19 protein-coding genes are annotated in these 20,699 nt (G+C 68.1%); 6 read left to right on the top strand and 13 right to left on the bottom strand.

The annotated features are described in order from the left end of the window. Positions 1 to 39 precede the first annotated feature (39 nt). The 4 genes from VPA02S_RS25870 (at position 40) to VPA02S_RS25855 (ending at position 4,667) form a co-directional block, all read left to right on the top strand. On the top strand, positions 40 to 1,116 hold the full coding sequence (locus VPA02S_RS25870; protein ID WP_062366458.1) for a PLP-dependent cysteine synthase family protein: 1,077 nt from the start codon (positions 40 to 42) through the stop codon (positions 1,114 to 1,116). Beyond that, entirely contained in the window at positions 1,116 to 2,192 is a 1,077-nt protein-coding gene (locus VPA02S_RS25865) for a lipocalin-like domain-containing protein (RefSeq protein ID WP_062366456.1), read from the top strand. Before VPA02S_RS25870 ends, VPA02S_RS25865 begins: the two co-directional genes overlap by 1 nt. 99 nt (positions 2,193 to 2,291) lie before the next feature. Then, on the top strand, positions 2,292 to 2,747 hold the full coding sequence (locus tag VPA02S_RS25860) for a hypothetical protein (protein WP_062366454.1): 456 nt from the start codon (positions 2,292 to 2,294) through the stop codon (positions 2,745 to 2,747). Positions 2,748 to 2,831: 84 nt separating this feature from the next. Beyond that, positions 2,832 to 4,667, top strand: coding sequence for a bifunctional metallophosphatase/5'-nucleotidase (locus VPA02S_RS25855; RefSeq protein WP_062366452.1), 1,836 nt, complete (start codon positions 2,832 to 2,834; stop codon positions 4,665 to 4,667). 47 nt (positions 4,668 to 4,714) lie between these two features. Here the strand turns inward: VPA02S_RS25855 and VPA02S_RS25850 are convergent, their stop codons facing one another. The 5 genes from VPA02S_RS25850 to VPA02S_RS25830 form a co-directional block, all read right to left on the bottom strand. Continuing rightward, positions 4,715 to 5,701 carry a branched-chain amino acid ABC transporter permease gene (locus VPA02S_RS25850; protein WP_012748580.1) on the bottom strand — a complete coding sequence of 329 codons (987 nt, stop codon included), beginning with the start codon at positions 5,699 to 5,701 and terminating at the stop codon, positions 4,715 to 4,717. 5 nt (positions 5,702 to 5,706) lie between these two features. Beyond that, entirely contained in the window at positions 5,707 to 6,582 is an 876-nt protein-coding gene (locus VPA02S_RS25845; RefSeq protein WP_012748581.1) for a branched-chain amino acid ABC transporter permease, read from the bottom strand. 84 nt (positions 6,583 to 6,666) lie between these two features. Beyond that, the gene (locus VPA02S_RS25840; protein ID WP_012748582.1) at positions 6,667 to 7,863 is read right to left on the bottom strand and encodes an ABC transporter substrate-binding protein; all 1,197 of its coding nucleotides are present in this window, start codon (positions 7,861 to 7,863) and stop codon (positions 6,667 to 6,669) included. Positions 7,864 to 7,919: 56 nt separating this feature from the next. Then, complete coding sequence (locus VPA02S_RS25835; protein WP_062366451.1) at positions 7,920 to 8,636, bottom strand: ABC transporter ATP-binding protein; 717 nt, start codon at positions 8,634 to 8,636, stop codon at positions 7,920 to 7,922. Between the two features lies 1 nt (position 8,637). Beyond that, positions 8,638 to 9,408 carry an ABC transporter ATP-binding protein gene (locus VPA02S_RS25830; protein WP_012748584.1) on the bottom strand — a complete coding sequence of 257 codons (771 nt, stop codon included), beginning with the start codon at positions 9,406 to 9,408 and terminating at the stop codon, positions 8,638 to 8,640. A 182-nt stretch (positions 9,409 to 9,590) separates the two neighbouring features. On the opposite strand from VPA02S_RS25830, the gene VPA02S_RS25825 reads away from it, so the two are divergent. Then, the gene (locus VPA02S_RS25825) at positions 9,591 to 10,826 is read left to right on the top strand and encodes an AGE family epimerase/isomerase (protein ID WP_062366449.1); all 1,236 of its coding nucleotides are present in this window, start codon (positions 9,591 to 9,593) and stop codon (positions 10,824 to 10,826) included. Positions 10,827 to 10,860: 34 nt separating this feature from the next. On the opposite strand, the gene VPA02S_RS25820 is transcribed toward VPA02S_RS25825, so the two are convergent. From VPA02S_RS25820 to VPA02S_RS25805, 4 genes are read right to left on the bottom strand one after another with little or no spacing between them, the layout of a single operon-like run. Next, complete coding sequence (locus tag VPA02S_RS25820; RefSeq protein ID WP_012748586.1) at positions 10,861 to 12,423, bottom strand: DHA2 family efflux MFS transporter permease subunit; 1,563 nt, start codon at positions 12,421 to 12,423, stop codon at positions 10,861 to 10,863. Positions 12,424 to 12,453: 30 nt separating this feature from the next. Beyond that, on the bottom strand, positions 12,454 to 13,800 hold the full coding sequence (locus tag VPA02S_RS25815) for an HlyD family secretion protein (protein WP_012748587.1): 1,347 nt from the start codon (positions 13,798 to 13,800) through the stop codon (positions 12,454 to 12,456). Positions 13,801 to 13,839: 39 nt separating this feature from the next. Next, complete coding sequence (locus VPA02S_RS25810) at positions 13,840 to 15,321, bottom strand: efflux transporter outer membrane subunit (RefSeq protein WP_062366447.1); 1,482 nt, start codon at positions 15,319 to 15,321, stop codon at positions 13,840 to 13,842. Then, positions 15,314 to 15,850 carry a MarR family winged helix-turn-helix transcriptional regulator gene (locus tag VPA02S_RS25805; RefSeq protein WP_062366445.1) on the bottom strand — a complete coding sequence of 179 codons (537 nt, stop codon included), beginning with the start codon at positions 15,848 to 15,850 and terminating at the stop codon, positions 15,314 to 15,316. The genes VPA02S_RS25810 and VPA02S_RS25805 overlap by 8 nt, the downstream gene beginning before the upstream one ends. Before the next feature lie 77 nt (positions 15,851 to 15,927). On the opposite strand from VPA02S_RS25805, the gene VPA02S_RS25800 reads away from it, so the two are divergent. Beyond that, complete coding sequence (locus VPA02S_RS25800; RefSeq protein WP_018905859.1) at positions 15,928 to 17,712, top strand: ABC transporter transmembrane domain-containing protein; 1,785 nt, start codon at positions 15,928 to 15,930, stop codon at positions 17,710 to 17,712. 18 nt (positions 17,713 to 17,730) lie between these two features. On the opposite strand, the gene VPA02S_RS25795 is transcribed toward VPA02S_RS25800, so the two are convergent. From VPA02S_RS25795 to nuoN, 4 genes are read right to left on the bottom strand one after another with little or no spacing between them, the layout of a single operon-like run. Continuing rightward, a complete protein-coding gene (locus tag VPA02S_RS25795; RefSeq protein WP_012748591.1) occupies positions 17,731 to 18,204 on the bottom strand; it encodes a DUF1178 family protein in 474 nt (157 codons plus the stop codon). 7 nt (positions 18,205 to 18,211) lie between these two features. Continuing rightward, a complete protein-coding gene (locus VPA02S_RS25790) occupies positions 18,212 to 18,817 on the bottom strand; it encodes an NUDIX domain-containing protein (protein WP_026284159.1) in 606 nt (201 codons plus the stop codon). A gap of 5 nt (positions 18,818 to 18,822) precedes the next feature. Further along, positions 18,823 to 19,131, bottom strand: coding sequence for a DUF2818 family protein (locus VPA02S_RS25785; RefSeq protein WP_062366442.1), 309 nt, complete (start codon positions 19,129 to 19,131; stop codon positions 18,823 to 18,825). Between the two features lie 16 nt (positions 19,132 to 19,147). Then, positions 19,148 to 20,635 carry an NADH-quinone oxidoreductase subunit NuoN gene (nuoN, locus tag VPA02S_RS25780; protein WP_018905857.1) on the bottom strand — a complete coding sequence of 496 codons (1,488 nt, stop codon included), beginning with the start codon at positions 20,633 to 20,635 and terminating at the stop codon, positions 19,148 to 19,150. Positions 20,636 to 20,699 lie beyond the last annotated feature (64 nt).

Genomic DNA, 20,699 nt, shown 5'->3' with positions numbered 1-20,699 from the left:
CTGGGTGCTGCGAGGGATGACTTGTAGACTTCCTCCTACATGCAGCAAACACCCTCCTCTTCCTCCTGCAGCGGCTGGCTCGGCGGCGCGATCCGCCGCATCGAGGCCGACTACCAGCGCAGCGCCGACACGCACCTGATCCCGCTGCCGCTGCCCGCGCTCGCCGCGGCCGGCATCGACCTGTACCTGAAGGACGAATCGACCCATCCCACCGGCAGCCTCAAGCACCGGCTCGCGCGTTCGCTCTTTCTCTATGCGCTGTGCAACGGATGGGTGCGCGAGGGCACCACCATCGTCGAGGCCTCGAGCGGCTCGACGGCGGTCAGCGAGGCCTATTTCGCGCGGCTGCTGGGCCTGCCCTTCATCGCGGTGATGCCGCGCAGCACCTCGCCCGAGAAGGTGGCGCAGATCGCCTTCTACGGCGCGCGCTGCCACTTCGTCGACCATGCGGCGCAGGTCTACGAGGAAGCGCACGCGCTCGCCGAGCAGACCGGCGGCCACTACATGGACCAGTTCACGTACGCAGAGCGCGCCACCGACTGGCGCGGCAACAACAACATCGCCGAAAGCATGTTCCAGCAGATGGCGCGCGAGCGGCATCCGGTGCCGGCGTGGATCGTGGTGGGCGCAGGCACCGGCGGCACCAGCGCCACCATCGGGCGCTATCTGCGCTACCGCTGCCATGACACGCAGGTGTGCGTGCCCGATCCCGAGGGCTCGGTGTTCTCGGCCTACCACCGCAGCGGCGACGCCACGCTGACCGCGGCGGGCTCGCGCATCGAAGGCATCGGCCGGCCGCGCGTGGAGCCGAGCTTCATCCGTTCGCTGGTCGACCGGATGATCGAAGTGCCCAATCTCGATTCGGTGGCGGCCATGCACGCGCTCTCGGCGCTGCTCGGCCGCAAGGTGGGCCCGTCGACCGGCACCAACTTCGTCGGCATGCTCGCCATTGCCGGCGAGATGCGCGCGGCCGGCCGGCAGGGCTCCATCCTTTCGCTGCTGTGCGATGCGGGCGAGCGCTACCTGCCGAGCTATCACGATGCGACCTGGGTACAGAACGCGTTCGGCGACATCGGGCCGGCGCAGCGGCGCATCGACGCACTGGTTGCGGGGTGATGCCGCCGCCTGCCTTCTTTCACAAGCTCTCGCGCCGCAGCCTGTTGCTTGCGGCGCTGGCCGCCGCGCCCGCAGGCTGGGCACTGCCCGCGCGCACGCTGCAGTTCCCGCGCGACTTCGGCAGCCACCCTGACCTGCAGACCGAGTGGTGGTACATCACGGGCCATGCGAAGACCGCGGCGGGACGCGAGTTCGGCTTCCAGGTGACTTTCTTCCGTTCGCGCATCGATGCAGCGCAGGGCCTGCGCTCGGCCTTCGCGGCCAGGCACCTCGTGTTCGCGCATGCGGCCGTCACCGATCTCGAAGGCCGCGTGCTGCTGCACGACCAGCGCATTGCGCGCGTGGGCTTCGGCGTTGCATCGGCCAGCGAAACCGACACCGATGTGCGACTGCGCGACTGGTCGCTGGTGCGCAGGGACGACGGCAGCTATTCGGCGCGCATCCCGGCCGGCGAGTTCTCGCTCGACCTGCGCTTCACGCCCACGCAGCCGGTGCTGCTGCAGGGCAAGGCCGGGCTCTCGCGCAAGGGACCGGACGAAGCGCAGGCGAGCTACTACTACAGCGAGCCGCAGCTGCGCACCCAGGGCCGGCTCGCGCTCAAGGGCCAGGCCTTCGACGTCGACGGCACCGCCTGGCTCGACCACGAATGGAGCGAGGCGCTGATGCATCCGGAGGCCGTGGGCTGGGACTGGATCGGCATGAACCTGGACGACGGCAGCGCCCTCACCGCCTTTCGCCTGCGGCGCCGCGACGGCAGTGCGCTATGGGCCGGCGGATCGTTTCGCATGCGCGATGGCGCACTGCGCGTTTTCAACAATGACGAGGTGCGCTTCGACGGCGCGGATACGTGGACCAGCCCGCGCACGCAGGCGAAGTACCCGACCCGGTGGCGCGTGCAAACGCCCTCAGGCAGCTTCGAGGTGCGCGCGCTGCTCGACGACCAGGAGCTCGACAGCCGCGGCTCCACCGGCGGGGTGTACTGGGAAGGCCTGAGCGACCTCGTCGATGTGCAAGGCCGCCGTGTCGGCCGGGGCTACCTCGAGATGACCGGCTACGCCGCACCGCTGCGGCTCTGAGGCCGCGCAGCAGCCCTGTGCGGCTGTCATCACGCCGTCATGCCGGGCCCCTGAACTCGGCACTCGACGTTTGCACGATGGTCGTGCGCCAAGGCTCGAATGAACAGACGACTCCGGCTCATCGCGCTGCTGATGGCGCTGCTGGCCGCGGCAGGCGCCGCGTGGGTGTTCGCGGCCGCGCGGCCGGCCCCATCGGCAACGAACGCAGCGCTTGAAATCCGCTGGCACGGCAACGGCATCGTGCTGCAAGGCGCGGTCAGGGATGCCGCCACGCAGCGCGCGCTGGTGGACGGCGCGACCGCGCGGCTCGGCGGCGAAGCCGACCAGGTGGTGGACTGGCTCGACATCGTGCCCGCGGCGCTGCCCATCGCGGACGCCGCGTCGCTCGCCAGCCTGATCCGCATCGGGCAGGAGGGCTGGCACCTGCAGCGACGAGCCGCGGAAGGATGGCTGGCCGTGCAGTCGCCCGGCGACGCGCAAAGCGCCCAGGCGGGCGAATTGCTGCAGCGCGCCTTCGGCCCCGGCGTGGCCATCCGCGTGGTTCCCCTGCCCTGATCACGCTTCCTGCGCGGGGCGGTCATGGCGACGTCATCTGCCATGTCCAGCATGCGCTGCATTCCATCCAAAGAGGAGAGGCTCATGCACGCATCGTTGAAACATCTCGCCCTGGCGGGGGTGGTCCTGGCCACCTTGTCCGCATGCGGCGGAAGCAGCCATTCGAACAACGGGTTCATTCCGTTCCTCCCGCCGCCCGCACCGGCGCCGGCACCGCCCCCTGCGCCGGCGCCCGCCGCGCCCGGCAGCATGGACGTGAAGCTCATCGCCTTCAACGACCTGCACGGCAACCTCGAGCCGCCCCGGCTTTCCATCACCGCCCCGGCGAACGGCGGCGGCATGGTGCCGGTGCCCGCCGGCGGCGCCGCCTACCTCGCTTCGGCCATCGCGTCGCTCAAGGCGAAGAACGAGAACAACGCCGTGGTCTCGGCCGGCGACATGATCGGCGCCTCGCCGCTGGTGTCGGCGCTGTTCCTCGACGAGCCGACCATCGAGGCCGTGAACGCGATGAAGATCGACTTCAACGCGGTCGGCAACCACGAGTTCGACAAGGGCCAGACCGAGCTCCTGCGCATGAAGAACGGCGGCTGCACCAAGAACACGCCGCTGGAGCCCTGCCGCGTGAACAAGGCCTTCCCGGGTGCCAACTTCGGCTTCCTGGCGGCCAACACCGTGAAGAGCGACGGCACCACGCTGTTCCCCGCCACGGGCATCAAGAGCTTCACCAAGGACGGCGCCACGGTGAAGGTCGCGTTCATCGGCATGACGCTCAAGGGCACGCCCAGCATCGTGACGCCGGCCGGCGTTGCGGGACTGAGCTTCAAGGACGAGGCCGACACGGCCAACGCGCTGATTCCGCAGCTGAAGGCCCAGGGCGCCGACGCCATCGTGGTGGTGGTCCACGAGGGCGGCACCACCACCGTGGGCTACAACGACAAGAGCTGCGCCGGCCTGAACGGCGACATCCTGCCGATCCTCGACAAGCTCGACGCCTCCGTCGACGTGGTGATCTCGGGCCACACGCACCGCTCCTACACCTGCGACTACGGCAAGACCAACCCGGCCAAGCCCTTCCTTTTGACCAGCGCCGGCCAGTACGGCACCCTGCTGACCGACATCAACCTGACGATCGACACGCGCACCCGCAAGGTCACGGCCAAGTCGGCCGACAACGTGATCGTCCAGGGCGAGGCCTACACCAGCGGCGCAACCACGGTGGCGCTGACCGACCAGTACCCCGTGTTCGGCAAGAACCAGGAAGTGGCCGGGCTCGTCAGCCAGTACCTGTCCGTCGCGGCGCCGCTGGTGCAGCGGGTGGTGGGCACGCTCTCCGGCCCCGCCACGCGCACGCAGGCGGCCTCGCGCGAAAGCGTGCTGGGCAACCTGATCGCCGATGCGCAGCTCGCCGCCACCAGTGCCAGCAACAAGGGCGGCGCGCAGATCGCGTTCATGAATCCGGGCGGCGTGCGCGCCGACCTGGTGCCGGCCGGCGACGGCAGCGTGACCTATGGCCAGATCTTCAGCGTGCAGCCCTTCGGCAACAGCCTGGTGGTGAAGACGATGACCGGCGCGCAGATCAAGGCCTTGCTCGAGCAGCAGTTCAACAGCGGCAGCAACACGGTCGCCTCGCCGAGGGTGCTGCTGCCTTCGCGCAGCCTGAGCTACAGCTACAGCCTCTCGGCACCCGCGGGCTCGCGCATCGGCAACATGGCGCTCAACGGAACCGCGATGACCGACGGCGCGAGCTACCGCGTGACGATGAACAGCTTCCTGGCCACCGGCGGCGACAACTTCACGGTCTTCAACCAGGGCACCGACACGCTCGGCGGCGACCAGGACGTGGACGCCCTCGAGGCCTACATCAAGGCGAACAGCCCGCTCGCGCCGCCCGCGGCCAACCGCATCACGGCGCTGCCCTGAGGGGGGCCAGAAACGAAGAAGGCGGACAGAATCCGCCTTGTTTCGCTTCAGGCCTTCTTGCCGCGGCGCCGGTCGATGAAGGCGATGACCTCGCCCATGATGCCCCTGCGGAACGCCAGCACGCAGATCACGAAGATCAGGCCCGTGACCATGGTGACCGACTCGCCGAGCGTGTTGAACCAGTCGACCCCGGTGAGGTGCGCCATGAAGCTGCCGAAGTCGCCCACCTTGTTCTCCAGCAGCACCACCACCGCCGAGCCCACCAGCGGGCCCGACAGCGTGCCCAGGCCGCCCACCAGCGTCATGAGGATCACGTGGCCCGAGGCGGTCCAGTGCACGTCGCTCAGCGAAGCGAAGCCGAGCACCAGCGTCTTGAGCGAGCCGGCCAGGCCCGACAGCGCGGCCGAGATCACGAAGGCCAGCAGCTTGAAGCGGTTGACGTCGTAGCCGAGCGAGATGGCGCGAGGCTCGTTCTCCTTGATGCCCTTGAGCACCTGCCCGAACGGCGAATGCACGGTGCGCGCAATGAGCAGGAAGGCCGCCACCACGATCACCAGCGCAACGTAGTACATCGTGAGGTCGTCGCGCAGGTCGATGAGGCCGAAGAGCTTGCCGCGCGGCACGCTCTGCAGCCCGTCCTCGCCGCCCGTGAACGGTGCCTGCAGCGCGACGAAGTACATCATCTGCGCGAGCGCCAGCGTGATCATCGAAAAATAGATGCCCTGGCGGCGAATCGCCAGCCAGCCGAACACCAGCCCCAGCAGCGCGCCGGCCAGCGTGCCCGCGATCAGCCCGAGCTCGGGCGTGAGGTGCCAGACCTTGAGCGCATGGCCCGTGAGGTAGGCCGAGCCGCCCAGGAACGCGGCATGGCCGAAGGACAGCATGCCGGTGTAGCCCAGCAACAGGTTGAAGGCGCAGGCAAAGAGCGCAAAGCACAGCACCTTCATCACGAACACCGGATAGAAGCCGATGAAAGGTGCCGCGATGAGCGCCAGCAGCAGCACCCCGTAGACGACGAGCGATATTTTCTTCATGGACTTCACTTCTCGCTGCCGAACAGGCCGGCCGGACGGATCAGCAGCACCACGACCATGATCACGAACACCACCGTGGCCGAGGCCTCCGGATAGAACACCTTGGTCAGCCCCTCGACCACGCCGAGCCCCAGGCCCGTGAGGATGGCGCCCATGATCGAGCCCATGCCGCCGATCACGACCACCGCGAACACGATGATGATGAGGTTCTGCCCCATCAGCGGCGAGATCTGGATCACCGGCGCCGCGAGCACGCCCGCGAAGGCCGCCAGCGCCACGCCGAAGCCGTAGGTCAGCGTCACCATCAGCGGCACGTTGACGCCGAAGGCTTCCACCAGCCGCGGGTTCTCGGTGCCGGCGCGCAGGTAGGCACCGAGCCGCGTCTTCTCAATTGCATACCAGGTGGCAAAGCACACCACCAGCGACGCCACCACCACCCACGCGCGGTAGTTGGGCAGGAACATGAAGCCCAGGTTGGTGCCGCCGCTCAGCGCCTCGGGCGTGCTGTAGGCCAGGCCAGAGACGCCGTACACCGAGCGGAAGCCGCCTTCGATCAGCAGCGTGAGGCCCAGCGTGAGCAAGAGGCCGTAAAGGTGGTCGAGCTTGTAGATCCAGCGCAGCAGCAGCCGCTCGATCAGCACGCCGAACAGGCCGACGATGACCGGCGCCACCACCAGCATGACCCAGTAGTTGACGTTGAAGTAGTTCATCGCCATCCACGACAGCACCGCCCCCATCATGAACAGCGCGCCATGCGCGAAGTTGATGACGTTGAGCAGCCCGAAGATCACCGCCAGCCCCAGGCTCAGGATCGCGTAGAACGACCCGTTGACCAGCCCCAGCAGGAGCTGGCTCAACAGGGCAGGCATAGAAATATTCATCGTGAATGGAATCGAGGTTCAGAAAGGAGGCAGCGGCTTCGCGCGGGGGGCGCCGCGTACGGCCGCCTCCCGCTCAGGCAACGCTTACTTCCACAGCGCGCAGGTGCTTTCTTCCTTGGTCGTGTAGACCTGGTCGCCCGGCACCTTCTTGACGATCTTCAGCAGGTCCCAGGGGCCCTTGGATTCCGAAGGCTTCTTGACCTCGGCCAGCAGCATGTCGTGCACCATGCGGCCGTCGGCGCGGATCACGCCCTTGGCGTAGAAGTCGTTGATCGGCGTCTTCTTGAGGTAGGCCATGACCTTGTCGGCATCGGTGCTCTTCACCGCCTCCACGGCCTTGAGGTAGGCCATGGTGGCCGAGTAGTCGGCGGCCTGGATGTCGGTCGGCTTGTTCTTGGTCTTGGCTTCGTAGCGCGCGGCCCACTTGCGCGACTCGTCGTCGGCGTCCCAGTACCAGCTGGTGGTGTGCAGCAGGCCCTGCGTGGCCGGCAGGCCCAGGCTCTTCACGTCGGTGAGGAACACCAGCAGGCCCGCGATCTTCATCGACTTGTCGATGCCGAATTCCTTCGAGGCCTTCATCGAGTTGATGAAGTCGCCGCCGGCATTGGCCAGGCCCAGCACCTGGGCCTTGGAGTTCTGCGCCTGCAGCAGGAAGGACGAGAAGTCCGACGCATTGAGCGGCGCCCGCACCGTGCCCACCACCGAGCCGCCCTTGGCCTTGACGACCTTGGCGGTGTCGGCCTCGAGCGCATGGCCGAAGGCATAGTCGGCCGTCAGGAAGAACCAGCTCTTGCCGCCGGTGTCGACCACCGCGCCGCCGGTGCTCTTGGCGAGCGCGACAGTGTCGTAGGCGTAGTGCACGGTGTAGGGGCTGCACTGCGCGTTGGTGAGCGCCGAGGTGGCCGCGCCGTTGGTGAAGAACACGCGCTTCTTTTCCTGCGCCACCTTGGCGGTGGCCAGCGCCACGCCCGAATTGGTGCCCGCGAAGATCATCGTGGCGCCGGCGGTGTCGATCCATTCGCGCGCCTTCGAGGCCGCGATGTCGGGCTTGTTCTGGTGGTCGACGCTCAGCACCTCGACCGGCTGGCCGAGCACCTTGCCGCCCATGTCGTCGATGGCCATCTGGATGGCCGTGGCGCCGCCCTTGCCTTCCAGGTCGGCGTACAGGCCCGACAGGTCGCTGATGTAGCCGATGACGACCTTCTCCTGCGCCTGCACGGCATGGCTCGCAAGACCCGCGGCCCCGAGCATGAGAGCAATGATTTTGAGCTTGGTTTGCATGGTGTCTCCTGAATAGTTGAAAGGGTCGTCGACAGAAAAAATTGGCGTGCGCTCGCCTACACGCCCAGCAGCTCGCTGAGCACGGGCATCTTGGCGTCGAGTTCCTTGGCGCCGAAGGCCTCGACCATGCGGCCGTGCTCCATCACGTAGAAGCGGTCGGCCAGCGGCGCGGCAAAGCGGAAGTTCTGCTCCACCATCACGATGGTGTAGCCCTTGGCGCGCAGCGTGTGGATCATCCGCGCGAGCGCCTGCACGATGACGGGCGCGAGGCCTTCGGATATCTCGTCGAGCAGCAGCAGCTTGGCGCCGGTGCGCAGGATGCGCGCCACCGCGAGCATCTGCTGCTCGCCGCCCGACAGCCGCGTGCCCGGGCTGTTGCGGCGCTCGGCCAGGTTGGGGAACATCTCGTATATCTCGGCCACCGACATGCCCTGCCCCACGCCCTTGCCGTTCTTGAGCGGCGGCGGCAGCAGCAGGTTCTCCTCGGCCGAGAGGCTCGCGAAGATGCCGCGCTCCTCGGGGCAATAGCCGATGCCCAGGTGCGCGATGCGGTGCGTGGCCATGCCGATGGTCTGCACGCCGTTGACTTCGATGCTGCCCTTGCGCGAGCCGGTCAGGCCCATGATCGCGCGCAGCGTGCTGGTGCGCCCCGCGCCGTTGCGCCCGAGCAGCGTGACCACCTCGCCGGGCTGCACCACCATGTCGACGCCATGCAGCACGTGTGATTCGCCGTACCAGGCGTGCAGGCCCTTGATTTCGAGCGCGGCGGTCATCTCAATGGGCTCCTTGCAGCTGGCCGTCGGTGGTGCCCATGTAGGCCTCCATCACCTGCGGATTTCTGGAGACTTCGGCGTACGGCCCTTCGGCCAGCACGGCGCCGCGCTGCAGCACCGTGATGGTGTCGGCAATGGTCGAGACCACGCTCATGTTGTGCTCGACCATCAGGATGGTGCGGCCGGCCGACACGCGCTTGATGAGTTCGGCCACGCGGTGCACGTCTTCATGGCCCATGCCCTGCGTGGGCTCGTCGAGCAGCATCAGCTCGGGGTCCATGGCCAGCGTGGTCGCGATCTCGAGCGCTCGCTTGTGGCCGTAGGGCAGGTTCACCGTGAGTTCGTCGGCTTCGTGCGCGAGGCCGACCTCGGCCAGCAGTTCGCGGGCGCGTGCGTCGAGCGGCTCGAGCGTCTTCTCGCTCTTCCAGAAGTGGTACGAGGTGCCGAGCGCGCGCTGCAGTCCGAGGCGCACGTTCTCCAGCAGCGTGAGGTGCGGAAACACCGCCGAGATCTGGAACGAGCGGATGATGCCGCGCCGCGCGATCTGCGCCGGCCGCTCGCCCGTGATGTCCTGCCCGTTGAACAGGATCGTGCCGCTGGTGGGTTCGAGAAACTTGGTGAGCAGGTTGAAGCAGGTGGTCTTGCCGGCGCCGTTCGGGCCGATCAACGCATGGATCGAGCCGCGCACCACCGAGAGATCGACCTTGCTGACCGCAGTGAACCCCTTGAATTCCTTGGTGAGCTGGCGTGTTTCGAGGATGACGTCGCTCATCTCGCGAAGTCGCCCGGGTTCAGGAAAGATATGTGGGTCATGCGGTCCATCTCATCGCGCCACTGTCGAGCGCGGACCGATTGTTCGTGGCCGCCTCCCGCTTGCATACTGGGGCAAATGCCTATGCTGCAGTGCAACCTTCCGCCCGCGGCCGCTCACTGCGGCGCGCGACTGTCGTCACAATGACAATGACCCATCGGTTCGAACCCTTCAGTCCCATGCCGAACTTCCGCTCGCCCGAATTCCTGACCGGCCACATCGTGCACACGCTGGCCTTCTATGAGCCGGTCTGCCGCGACCCATCCGGCGGCTTCTTCCACTTCTTCAAGGACGACGGCACGGTGTACGACCGGCGCACGCGCCACCTCGTCAGCAGCGCGCGTTTCGTCTTCAACCATGCGATGGCGTACCGGCGCTTCGGCGATCCGAAGCACCTCGACGGTGTGCGCCACGGCCTGGCTTTCGTGCAGCGCGCGCATGCGCAGCCCGGCGGCGGCTATGCGTGGCAGGTCGACTGGCACGAGGGCCGCGCCACCGTGCAGGACGGCACGCAGCATTGCTACGGCCTGGCCTTCGTGCTGCTCGCGCATGCGCATGCCCTCATGGCCGGCATCGAAGAAGCGCGCTCAGGGCTCGAGGCCACCTGGCAGCTGATGGAGCGGCATTTCTGGGAGCCTCGGCACGCGCTCTATGCCGACGAAGCCAGCCCCGACTGGCACGTGGGTACGTACCGCGGCCAGAACGCCAACATGCACGCCTGCGAAGCGATGCTTGCGGCCTTCGAGGCCACGCAGGACGCGCGCTACCTTGATCGCGCGCTCGCGCTGGCGGAGTCGGTCACGGGCCGGCAGGCGGCGCTGGCCGGCGGACTGGTCTGGGAGCACTACCGCGAAGACTGGTCGGTCGACTGGGACTACAACCGCGGCGACAAGAGCAACATCTTCCGGCCCTGGGGCTTCCAGACCGGGCACCTGACCGAGTGGGCCAAGCTGCTATTGCAGCTGGAGCGCGCGCTGGCTGCCGCGGGCCGCGAAGCGGAGTGGGCTGTGCCGCGCGCCAGGCACTTCTTCGACACCGCGATGCTGCGTGGCTGGGACGCGGCGCATGGCGGCCTCGCCTACGGATTCGGCCCCGACGGCGCGGTGTGCGACGGCGACAAGTACTTCTGGGTGCAGGCCGAGAGTTTTGCCGCCGCCGCCCTGCTGGCCGTGCGCACCGGCGATGCCGGCTACTGGAGCTGGTACGACCGCATCTGGGCCTGCAGCTGGGCGCATTTCGTCGACCACCGCCATGGCGCGTGGTACCGCATCCTCACGCCCGACAACCGCAAGATCAGCGACGAAAAAAGCCCGGCCGGCAAGACCGACTACCACACCATGGGCGCGTGCCACGACGTGCTGCGCGCACTCGGCGCCTGAAGAGCAGCGCCCGCCCTCACCGCCCTCACCGCCCTCAATGCGCGCCGGCTGCGGCGTCGCCCCCGGCACCGCCGCGCTGCGGCTTGGCCAGCCACACCAGCGGAATCAGCAGCAGGAACAGGATCGCCGACGCATAGAAGATGTCGTTGGTGGCCAGCATGAAGGCCTGCTGGTCGACGATGCGGTTGATCTGGCCCATCACCTGCTCGGTGCTCAGGCCGCTGCTCGCCAGCCCCGACATCGCGCTGGCCGCTGCGTTGTTGCCCGGGTTCACCGACTCCGCGAGCTGCGAGTGGTGCAGCGCCGCGCGGTTCTCCCACAGCGTGGTGGTGATCGACGTGCCCATGGCGCCCGCGGTGATGCGCAGGAAGTTCGACAGCCCCGATGCGGCCGGGATGCGGTCGGGCGTGAGGCCCGAGAGCGTGATGGTCACCAGCGGAATGAAGAAGAACGCCATCGCGATGCCCTGGATGATCGTCGGGATGATGATCGTCACGAAGTCGGCCTGCGTGTTGAAGTTCGAGCGCATCCACAGCACCAGCGCAAACACCAGGAACGAGAAGGTGGCGTAGCGCCTCGGATCGATCTTGGCCACGGTGAGCCCGACCACCGGCGAGAAGAAGATCGCCAGCAGCCCCACGGGCGCCATGATCATGCCGGCCTGCGTGGCGGTGTAGCCCATCCATTGCTGCAGCCACAGCGGCAGCAGCACCACGTTGCCGAAGAACAGGCCATAGGCCACGGCGGTGGCCACGGCGCCCGACCAGAAGTTGCGGCGCTTGAAGAGCGACAGGTCGACCACCGGGTGCTTGTCGGTCAACTCCCAGATCAGGAAGAACGCGAAGCCGACCACCGCGATCACGGCCATCGTGACGATCTCGGGCGAGTGGAACCAGTCGAGCTCCTTGCCCTTGTCGAGCATGAGCTGCATCGAGCCGACCCACAGCACCAGGAGCGCGAGGCCGATGGCGTCGATCGGCACCTTGTGCGTGTTGCTCTCGCGCTTGCGGTAGAGCGCCCAGGTGATGCCGGCCGCGACGATGCCCACGGGAATGTTGATGTAGAAGATCCACGGCCACGAGATGTTGTCCGTGATCCAGCCGCCCAGCAGCGGCCCCATCACCGGCGCGACCAGCGTGGTCATCGACCACATCGCCATTGCGAGGCCCGCCTTGGCGCGCGGATAGCTCGACAGCAGGAGCGTCTGCGACAGCGGGATCATCGGCCCCGCGACAAAGCCCTGCAGCGCGCGGAACAGGATCAGCGTGGTCATGTTCGGCGCCAGGCCGCACAGGAGCGAGCTGACCATGAACAGGATCACGCTGGCCATGAACAGGCGCACCTGTCCGAAGCGCTGCGTCATGAAGCCCGTGAGCGGCACCGCGATGGCGTTGGCCACCGCGAAGCTGGTGATGACCCAGGTGCCTTGCGTGGTGCTCACGCCCAGGTCGCCCGAGATGGCCGGCAGCGACACGTTCGCGATCGACGAATCGAGCACGTTCATGAAGGTCGCGGCCGACAGCGCGATCGTGCCCCAGACGCGGGCGGCGCCCTCGAGCGGCGGATGCGCGACGTAGGCGGGAGCAGCAGTGGCCATTGGCTTTGCCTCGGAAACCGTGAACGGCGATCAGCCGGGATGGGATTGCGAAGCAGCCTGTGCCGCGGTGCCGGCGGCGGCCGCGGGCACGGCGGAGCGGCCCGCAGCCGGTGCCGGCGCCGCAGAGGCGGCCGGTGCGCCGCGGCCCAGGTTGGCGGCCACGATGCGGTCGACCTCGGCGTCGGCGCCCTGGTCGAGCTTGCTGTAGACCTGCGTCTGCGAGATGGCGGTGGGGCGCGGCGCGTCGGCCAGCATCTTGCCGCTCTTTTGCGAGATGTCGATCTCGGCGTCCATCGACAGGCCGATGCGCAGCGGGTTGGCCTTGAGCTGCTCGGGGTCGAGCGCGATGCGCACGGGCACGCGCTGCACCACCTTGATCCAGTTGCCGGTGGCGTTCTGCGCGGGCAGCAGCGCAAACGCGCTGCCGGTGCCCACGCCCAGGCCCGCGACCTTGCCGGTGTATTCCACCTTCTTGCCGTAGACGTCGGCCCTGAGCTTCACGGGCTGGTCGATGCGGATGTTGCGCAGCTGCACTTCCTTGAAGTTGGCGTCGACCCACAGCTGGTTCAGCGGCACGATCGACATCATCGGCGTGCCGGCCGCCACGCGCTGGCCGAGCTGCACGGTGCGCTTGGCAACGTAGCCGTCGACCGGCGCCGGCAGCGCGACGCGCTGGGTGGCCAGGTAGGCCTCGCGCACCTTGGCGGCGGCCGCCAGCACGCTCGGGTGCTGGGCCACGCTGGTGCCCTCGGTCAGCGACTGGTTGCTGGCCAGCGCTTCGCGCGCAGCCACCACGCCGGCCTGCGCGGCGGCGAGCTGGCTCTTGGCGTTGTCCAGCGCCGTCTCGGCGTGGTTGAGTTCTTCCTTGGAGACCGCGCCGTTGCCCGACAGCGCGCGGCGGCGCTGCAGGTCGTCCTGCGCCTTGGCGATGTCGCTCTGCGCCTTGACGATGTCGGCCTGGCGCAGCGTGATCTGCGCGGCCAGCGAACCGTTGTTGGCATAGAGCGTGCGCACCTGGCGCACGGCCTGCGCGAGCGCGGCCTCGGCCTGCTCGAGCGCCACCTTCGCATCGGCGGGGTCCAGCTGCACCAGCGGCTGGCCGGCCTTCACGAAGTCGGTGTCGTCGGCATTGATGGCCATGACGGTGCCGCCGATCTGCGGCGTGATCTGGATCACGTTGCCCTGCACGTAGGCGTTGTCGGTGTCCTCGTAGTGGCTGGCCACCAGCCATTCGTAGAGGCCCCAGCCGCCGCCGGCGACGATCACCACGGCCGCCAGCGCGGTCAGTGCGCGGCGGCGCTTGCCGTTGCCGGCGGGTGCTTCGGGAGCTGCGGAAGCGTTGGCTGCAGCGGGCGTCGGAGTGTTGTTGTCGCTCATGATGGAGTTCTTTCCGAAGACGAAAAAAGTCAGTTCAGTTCAGTTCGATGCGGCAGGTGAAGCGGTGGCCGCGGCGGTGGCGGTTGCCGGCGGCTGCCAGCCGCCGCCGAGCGCGCGCGCCAGGCCCACCTGCGTGTCGAGCGCGCGTGCGGCCAGGTCGACCGCCAGCCGGCGCTGCGCGAGCACGGCGGTTTCGGCGGTCAGCACGTTGAGGTAGTTGCCCAGGCCCGCGCGATAGCGCTGCACGGCGATGTCGTAGGCCCCTTCGGCAGCGGCCTGCGCGGCGCGCTGCTCGGCCTGCTGGCGCGTGATCGACTGGGCGCTGGACACCTGGTCGGCCGCGTCATGCACCGCGTCGAGCACGGTGGCGTTGTAGCTCTCGATCGCGGCGTCCAGGTCGGCCGCCTTGCCGCGCAGGTTGGCGCGCAATTGGCCGCCTTCGAAGATCGGCAGGTGGATCGCGGGGCCCACGCCCCACTGCTCGCTGCCCGACTTGAGCAGCTTGCCGAAGCCCAGGCTCTGGAAGCCGGCAAAGGCCGTGAGGTTCACGTTGGGATAGAACTGGGTTTTGGCGTTGGCCACGTCGCTGGTGGCGGCCTCGACGCGCCAGCGCGCGGCGGCGATGTCGGCGCGGCGGCCCAGCAGGTCGGCCGGAATGCTGGCCTGCAGCGCCATCGGCTTGACGGCTTCGAGCATCGGCGGCTTGAGCGATGCGGACACGTCGGGCTGGCCCACGAGCGCATCGAGCGCATGCTGCTGCAGCGCGATCTGCTCACCGAGGGCTTCGATCTGCTGGCGCGCTTCGGGCAGGCCGCCTTCGCTCTGGCGCAGCTCGAGACGGGTATCGAGGCCCGCGGACACGCGGTCATGCACCAGCTTGAGCGTTTCCTCGCGCTGGGCCAGCGTGCGCCGCGCCACGCCGAGCTGCTCGTTCAGGCGCGCCCACTGGAAGTAGCTGCGCGCCACGTTGCTGGCCAGCAGCACGCGCGCGGCATCGGCGTCGGCCGCCGCGGCGTTGGCGGCGCCGATGGCGGCTTCGAGCGCGGTGCGGTTCTTGCCGAAGAAGTCGAGCTCCCAGCTCGCGCCGAGCTGCAGCAGGCCGATGTTCTGCGTGGAGCCGCCGAGCGGCGCGGGATAGATGTAGTTGCTGTTGAACTTCTGGCGCTTGAGGTCGAGTTCGCCGTTGACCTTGGGCTTCAGTGCCGACTCGGCGATGTCCGCCGAGGCCTGCGCGCGCGCGAGCCGCGCCCGCGCCACCTGCAGGTTCGGATTGCCGGCCACGGCCTGGTCGATCAGCGTGTTGAGCTGCGCATCGCCAAAGGCGAGCCACCATTGGCGCTCGACGGCCGGCACGGCGGCGGCGCTGCGGTCCGCGGCAAGGCCGAGCGACGCGGCGTCGCGCAACCTGGCCTCGGAGCCGATGCCGGCCATGTCGGCGCAGCCGGCCAGCACGGCCACAAGCAGCACGGCGGCAACAACGGGGGTGCGGCGCAAGGCGCGCGCGGCAAGGGATTCAGTCATTTTTATCTCCACGGGCCGCCAGGGCCTGGGCGTTGTCGAGAATGCGGCGCAGGTAGCCCTTGAGCTGCTCCCACTCCTCCTTGGTGAAGCCCGCCAGGTGCTCGTTCTGCACGCGGCTCAGCACGTACGGCACCTCCTGGGCGGCGGCGCGGCCTTCCTCGGTGAGCTCGATGTTGACCACGCGCCGGTCTTCCAGCGAACGCACGCGGCGGCACAGGCCCTTGGCCTCGAGGCGGTCAAGCAGGCGCGTCATGGCACCCGCGTCGAGCTCGCAGGCCCGGGCCAGTTCGGCCACCGTGGTGGCAGCGCCGACATGCAGCTTGTACAGCGGCAACCATTGCGGAAAAGTGGGACCACCGGGCTCGCACATACGGGTTTCTACCGCCTGGGCCACCGCGCTGAGGATGCGGCGCATCAAATACCCGATGCTTTCCTCGGCCTTGTAGTCCTCGGCACGGTAGAAGTCGACCGGCCGGCGCCCGGTGTCGCCGGAGGCTGGCGGGAGTTGCGGATTGTCTGCATCGCTCATGGGTCGGAATATTAATTGTCTGGGCAATTATTGTCAAGGCCACCTTTGCGATGGCAAGGGTCGGTAGAATCCGCGCCATGGCTTCTTCCCCTCTGTCTTCACCGGCCAAGGGCTCGCCCCGATCGCTGTCGGGCCTGAGCCCTTTTCTTCGGCCCTACCGCGTCCAAATCGTGCTGGCGGGCATCTTCCTGGTGATGGCCGCCGTCACCACGCTGGTGTTTCCGCTGGCGCTGCGCAGCCTGATCGACGGCGGTTTGGTGAGCGCCGACAAGGGCGCGCAGACCATGGCGCTGCGCGAGCACTTCGGCGCCCTGTTTGCCGTGGCCGTGGCGCTCGGCCTCTTTTCGGCCGCGCGCTTCTATACGGTGAGCTGGCTCGGCGAACGCGTCACGGCCGACCTGCGCAACGCGGTCTACGGCCACGTGCTGCGCCAGAGCCCGGCGTTCTTCGAAACCACCCAGACCGGCGAAGTGCTGTCGCGCCTCACGGCCGACACCACGCTGGTCCAGACGGTGGTCGGCTCGTCGCTGAGCATGGGCCTGCGCAATGCCGTCATGGGCGTCGGCGCGCTCGCGGTGCTGATCTGGACCAACCCCTATGTGATGGTCCAGGTGCTGGGCATCCTGGTGCTGGTGGTGCTGCCGAGCATGTGGTTCGGACGGCGCGTGCGCAAGCTCTCGCGCGCGAGCCAGGACCGCGTGGCCGATTCGAGCGCCATCGCGGCCGAGGTGCTCAACGCGATTCCGGTGGTGCAGAGCTACACGGCCGAATCGCGCGAGGCCGGCCGCTTCAAGGCCTCGACCGAGAACGCCTTCAAGACCGCGGTGCGCCGCACCAAGGCGCGCTCGGTGCTGGTGGCCTTCATCATCATCGCCACCTCGGCGGCGCTGCTCTGGGGCCTCTACCAGGGCACGCAGGCGGTGCTGCGCGGCGACATCACGGCCGGCCACCTGGGCCAGACGGTGGTGTACGTGGCCATTCTTGCGAGTGCGACCGCGGTACTCGGCGAGGTCTATGGCGACCTGCTGCGCGCGGCCGGCGCAACCGAGCGCCTGATGGAACTGCTGCATGCCCCGGCGGCCATCGTTTCACCACCCGATCCGGTGGCTGCGCCCGTCCCCGTGGCCGGTAGCGCCGTCCAGCTCGAGGCGGTGACCTTCCACTACCCCTCGCGGCCCGGCACGCCGGCGCTCAAGGACTTCAGCCTCGACATCGCGCCCGGCGAAACGGTGGCCCTGGTGGGATCGAGCGGCGCCGGCAAGAGCACGGTGTTCCAGCTGCTGCTGCGCTACTACGATCCGCAGTCCGGCCGCCTGCTGCTGGACGGCGCGCCGCTGGCCTCGCTCGCGCTGCCCGAGTTGCGCACCCGCATTGGCCTGGTGCCGCAGGACGCCGTGATCTTCTCGGCCAGCGCCTTGGAGAACATCCGCTACGGCCGCCCCGACGCGACCACCGACGAAGTGCATGCCGCCGCGCGCGCGGCCTTCGCGCACGATTTCCTGCAGGCGCTGCCCGAGGGCTACGACACCTTCCTGGGCGAGCGCGGGGTGCGCCTGTCGGGCGGGCAGCGCCAGCGCATCGCGATTGCGCGCGCCATTCTCAAGAACCCGCCGCTGCTGCTGCTCGACGAAGCCACCAGCGCGCTCGATGCGGAGAGCGAGCGCATGGTGCAGGCGGCGCTCGAATCGGCCATGGAAGGCCGCACCACGCTCGTGATTGCGCACCGCCTGGCCACCGTGCAGAAGGCCGACCGCATCATCGTGCTGGACCACGGCGGCATCGTCGAACAGGGAACGCACGCCACGCTGGTGGCGCAAGGCGGGGTCTATGCCCGCCTGGCCGCGCTGCAGTTCACGGCTTGATGCTGGACCGGCTGCAGGCTACTGCAGCGTTTCCTTGAGCGCTGCGGGGATGGGCAGGGCCATCACCGGAATGCCCTCTTCGAGCAGCGCCTCGGCCTGCTCGCGGGTCGCCTGGCCGCGGATGCCGCGCTCTTCGGCTTCGCCGTAGTGCATCCTGCGCGCCTCGTCGGCAAAACGTTCGCCCACGTCCTCTGTCTTTGCGAGAACCTCGCGCACGGCGCGCATCCAGCGGGCCTCCGGGGACTGTTCGGCGGGTGCCTGGGCCTTGGCAGGTGCCGAAGATGGCGCTGCCGATGCCGCGGCAGCCTCCGCCGGCGCCTTCGCGTTGCCCAGGTTCAGGCGCGGCGCGCTCAGCAGCTTGACGATGCGCGTGTCGGCGCACACCGGGCATTCCACCAGTCCGGCGGCCAGCTGGGTTTCGAAAGCCTCATTGGACGCAAACCAGCCCTCGAAGCCGTGGCCATGCGAGCAGCGCAGATCGAGAACCTTCATGCGCGGATTATCCCGCGCCGCCCTGCGAAGCGGTGGCTTGCCAATCAAGTGACCATGCACCCGAAAGAACGTTCTGCAGCCACAGCGTGCAGGTCAGCGACTTGGCATCGGTGAGCGTGCCGTCGCGGCACCAGAGCGCAACTTCGGCCGGCGTGGCCGTGAACACGTCGAGAAACTCGCCGTGGTCGAGCTGCCGCTTGCCGAGCGACAGGCCGCGCGCAAAGTAGATGTGGATGATCTCGGTGGAATACGCCACGGCCAGGTGCATGGCGCCGGCGTAGGCCCATTCGCTCGCGGTGTAGCCGGTTTCCTCGAGCAGTTCGCGCTGGCCGCACACCAGCGGGTCTTCGCCCGCATCGAGCTTGCCGGCCGGAAACTCGACCATCACGTGCCCGACCGGATAGCGGTACTGCCGCTCCAGCACCACGCGGCCGTCGTCGAGCAGCGGAATCACCACCACCGCGCCCGGGTGGATCACGTACTCGCGCGTGGCGCTGTGGCCGTCGGGCAGGCGCACGGTGTCGCGGCAGACCTGGAGGAAGTTGCCCTTGACCAGCACCTCGCTGGCCGTGCGTTCTTCCTTCAGGTGCGAATCGGCGATGGGAGAAGTCATGTCGGTCATCCGTGCCTGTGCTTCATGAGGTAGCGCCAGGTGAACCCTGGAAAGGCCAGCACGATGAAAAGCGCGCCGGTCACCGCGTAGAACTCCCAGCCCTGGGGGGCGATCTGCCCTGCCCGGCTTTCGAACAGCAAGCCCACGCCGCCCGCGGCGAAATACAGCACCACCAGTTCGGCGAGCCGCACCGAAAGCGGCTTGGGCCGCGTGGCCAGGGGCACGACGCCGAACAGCCGGTCATTGAAGAACGGCAGGTTGGCCGCCACCAGCGCCACCAGCAGAACGACCCAGACCGATGCGGTTTGCGACACCGTGGGCGGGCCGGGATCAGTTCGCCAGCGTGGCCACGATGGCCTTGGCGCACAGCGTCATGAGGCCGCCGGGCACGATGCCCAGCACGAGGATCAGCAGGCCGTTGATCGACAGCACGGTGCGCACGTCGCGCGGCGCCGACACGGTGCTGGCCGTGACCGGAGCGTCGAAGTACATGACCTTGACCACGCGCAGGTAGTAGAAGGCGCCGATCAGCGACATGACCACCGCAAACACCGCCAGGCCGATGTAGAGCGCCTGGCCCGAGGCGATCAGCGCCTGCAGCACCGCCAGCTTGGCGTAGAAACCGACCAGCGGCGGCAGGCCCGCCAGCGAGAACATCGCGATGGCCATCACGCCGGCGTACAGCGGGCTGCGCTGGTTCAGGCCGGCCAGGTCGGTGATCTCTTCGCTTTCGAAACCCTCGCGCGCCAGCAGCAGGATGATGCCGAAGCTCGCCAGCGTGGTCAGCACGTAGGTCACGATGTAGAACATCGAGGCGCTGTAGGCGAACTGTGCGTTGTAGGTGTTGCCGTTGACCACGCCCGCCACCAGGCCGAGCAGCATGAAGCCCATCTGCGCAATGGTCGAGTAGGCCAGCATGCGCTTGAGGTTGGTCTGTGCGATGGCGGCCAGGTTGCCCACCAGCAGCGAGGCGATGGCCAGGAGCGCCAGCATCTGCTGCCAGTCGATGGCCAGCGGCAGCAGCCCTTCCACCAGCAGGCGGATGATGATGGCAAAGGCGGCCAGCTCGGGCGCCGCGCCGATCAGCAGCGTGACCGCCGTCGGAGCGCCCTGGTAGACGTCGGGCACCCACATGTGGAAAGGCGCCGCCCCCACCTTGAAGGCCAGGCCCGCCACGATGAACACCAGGCCGAACACCAGCACCTGGTGGTTCACCTTGCCGCTCGCGATGATCTTGAACACTTCGTTGGTGTCGAGCGAACCGGTCGCGCCGTACAGCATCGACAGGCCATAGAGCAGGAAGCCGCTGGCCATGGCGCCGAGCACGAAGTACTTCATGGCCGCTTCGCTGGCCACCGCGTTGTCGCGGCGCAGCGCCACCAGCGCATAGCTCGACAGCGTGAGCAGCTCGAGGCCGAGGTAGATCAGCAGGAAGTTGCTGCCCGAGATCATCACGAACATGCCCAGCAGCGCGAACATGCCGATGGTGAACATCTCGCCGCCGCGCAGCATGTCGCGGTCCGCCGCATAGGGCCGTCCGTAGACCAGCGTGACCATCAGGGCCACGGTGGCAAAGCACTTGAGCCAGTTGCCCATGGGATCGCTCACGACCATGCCGCCGAAGCCGTAGACCGTCTTGCCGTCGTTGGCGGCAAGGCCCGTGAGCACGGCCACCGCGGCCAGCGTGAGCAGCGTCAGGATGTAGGTGCGCGTGCGCTGCGCACTGGTGCTCGACAGGTCGACCAGCGCAATGATGCAGGCCATGACCAGCAGCACGATTTCGGGGTAGATCGCGACCCAGCTGAGTTTGTCAATCATCTCGTTCTCTTCTTCAGCGTGGCTGGACGGCGCAGGGCCGCCCCAAGCCGGTCCAGGGCCCCCT

This window comes from Variovorax paradoxus NBRC 15149, assembly GCF_001591365.1.
Taxonomy (GTDB): Bacteria; Pseudomonadota; Gammaproteobacteria; order Burkholderiales; family Burkholderiaceae_C; genus Variovorax; species Variovorax paradoxus.
Note: the sequence above shows the minus strand (reverse complement) of the source record. Positions and strands in the feature narration are given on the sequence as shown.

Bases quoted from the DNA above. Each gene is read 5' to 3' on its own strand.
- VPA02S_RS25870 (WP_062366458.1), top strand. From the start codon at position 40: ATGCAGCAAACACCCTCCTCTTCCTCCTGCAGCGGCTGGCTCGGCGGC.
- VPA02S_RS25865 (WP_062366456.1), top strand. From the start codon at position 1,116: ATGCCGCCGCCTGCCTTCTTTCACAAGCTCTCGCGCCGCAGCCTGTTG.
- VPA02S_RS25860 (WP_062366454.1), top strand. From the start codon at position 2,292: ATGAACAGACGACTCCGGCTCATCGCGCTGCTGATGGCGCTGCTGGCC.
- VPA02S_RS25855 (WP_062366452.1), top strand. From the start codon at position 2,832: ATGCACGCATCGTTGAAACATCTCGCCCTGGCGGGGGTGGTCCTGGCC.
- VPA02S_RS25850 (WP_012748580.1), bottom strand. From the start codon at position 5,701: ATGAAGAAAATATCGCTCGTCGTCTACGGGGTGCTGCTGCTGGCGCTC.
- VPA02S_RS25845 (WP_012748581.1), bottom strand. From the start codon at position 6,582: ATGAATATTTCTATGCCTGCCCTGTTGAGCCAGCTCCTGCTGGGGCTG.
- VPA02S_RS25840 (WP_012748582.1), bottom strand. From the start codon at position 7,863: ATGCAAACCAAGCTCAAAATCATTGCTCTCATGCTCGGGGCCGCGGGT.
- VPA02S_RS25835 (WP_062366451.1), bottom strand. From the start codon at position 8,636: ATGACCGCCGCGCTCGAAATCAAGGGCCTGCACGCCTGGTACGGCGAA.
- VPA02S_RS25830 (WP_012748584.1), bottom strand. From the start codon at position 9,408: ATGAGCGACGTCATCCTCGAAACACGCCAGCTCACCAAGGAATTCAAG.
- VPA02S_RS25825 (WP_062366449.1), top strand. From the start codon at position 9,591: ATGACAATGACCCATCGGTTCGAACCCTTCAGTCCCATGCCGAACTTC.
- VPA02S_RS25820 (WP_012748586.1), bottom strand. From the start codon at position 12,423: ATGGCCACTGCTGCTCCCGCCTACGTCGCGCATCCGCCGCTCGAGGGC.
- VPA02S_RS25815 (WP_012748587.1), bottom strand. From the start codon at position 13,800: ATGAGCGACAACAACACTCCGACGCCCGCTGCAGCCAACGCTTCCGCA.
- VPA02S_RS25810 (WP_062366447.1), bottom strand. From the start codon at position 15,321: ATGACTGAATCCCTTGCCGCGCGCGCCTTGCGCCGCACCCCCGTTGTT.
- VPA02S_RS25805 (WP_062366445.1), bottom strand. From the start codon at position 15,850: ATGAGCGATGCAGACAATCCGCAACTCCCGCCAGCCTCCGGCGACACC.
- VPA02S_RS25800 (WP_018905859.1), top strand. From the start codon at position 15,928: ATGGCTTCTTCCCCTCTGTCTTCACCGGCCAAGGGCTCGCCCCGATCG.
- VPA02S_RS25795 (WP_012748591.1), bottom strand. From the start codon at position 18,204: ATGAAGGTTCTCGATCTGCGCTGCTCGCATGGCCACGGCTTCGAGGGC.
- VPA02S_RS25790 (WP_026284159.1), bottom strand. From the start codon at position 18,817: ATGACTTCTCCCATCGCCGATTCGCACCTGAAGGAAGAACGCACGGCC.
- nuoN (WP_018905857.1), bottom strand. From the start codon at position 20,635: ATGATTGACAAACTCAGCTGGGTCGCGATCTACCCCGAAATCGTGCTG.